Here is a 1,137-nt window from a genome sequence, read left to right on the forward strand (position 1 = left end):
CTACTTTGATAAAAATGGTAAGCAAGTCAAAGGTAGCCTAGTAGACATTGATGGTGATACTTACTACTTTGACAAGGATAGTGGGGCTATGTGGACCAATAGTAGTCTAACTCTCAATGGAATGACCTACGAAATTGATGACCAAGGCCGTGTGACATCGTCACTTCGAAATACCTTTGTTCAAGATAAGGATGGTGACTGGACCTACCTCAAGGATAAAGGGCAAGTAGCTACTGGATGGCAGACTATTGATGGTATTCAACTCTACTTTGATGGCACTGGGAAACAAATCAAAGGTGAGCGTATCCTTATAGATGGGAAGTACTACTATTTCGATAAGAACAGTGGCGAACTCCTTCGTAATGCATTCCATTCCTTTAGTTCCTCATATAAGCTCTACTTTGGAAATGATGGTGCGCAAGTTTTCGGCTGGTACACACTAGATGGTCATCGTGTTTACTTTAAAGAAGACGGTCTACAAGCTAAAGATAAGGTACTTTCAATTGATGACAATTACTATTACTTCAATCAAGATGGTCAACTTCTTGTTAATGGTTCCGCTAAATCATATAATAGTTTATATCTTGCAGATTCAGAAGGAAAACTATTATCCGGGTGGAGAGAAATTGACGGTAAGACCTATTACCTAGATCCAAGCGAAAAGCACTACTACTATAATAGAACAGCATCTATAGACGGTAAGACCTATCTTTTCGGTTCTTACGCGGAATTATTGCGTAATGACAGTAATTACGCATATGCTTCAGACGAAAATGGAATCGTTCGAACAGGATTCTACCGCACTGATAAAGGCTACCTATGCTATCTTGAGCCAAGAGTAATTTCTGACTACCAACCAACTTGGAAGGAAATTGACGGTAAGCTCTATCACTTCGAAAAATCAACTTCATTAGGGAAACATCTTTACGGTTCTCCAATCACAACCAATGCAACCCTTGAAAAAGATGGCAAAACTTATGTCATTGATGAAAATGGTGTGGCAACTGAGAAAGTGAATTAATGGGGAAAGAAAAAAATTTTTTCCACTTTAAGAAAACTTTAGGAATAGCTTTGTATACTACAACCATCCTAAAACTTTTCTTTTTCATAATCTCCTAAATCCAGGGCTCAGGTCCT

General features: G+C 38.5%; 1 pseudogene. It reads left to right on the forward strand.

Annotation, left to right across the window (positions count from 1 at the left end):
- Nucleotides 1-1,021, forward strand: a pseudogene (locus tag AX662_RS10055) (KxYKxGKxW signal peptide domain-containing protein); the annotation flags it as partial.
- Between the last annotated feature and the right edge of the window lie 116 nt (nucleotides 1,022-1,137).

The organism is Streptococcus sp. CCH5-D3, assembly GCF_001556435.1.
In the GTDB taxonomy this organism is placed as follows: Bacteria; Bacillota; Bacilli; order Lactobacillales; family Streptococcaceae; genus Streptococcus.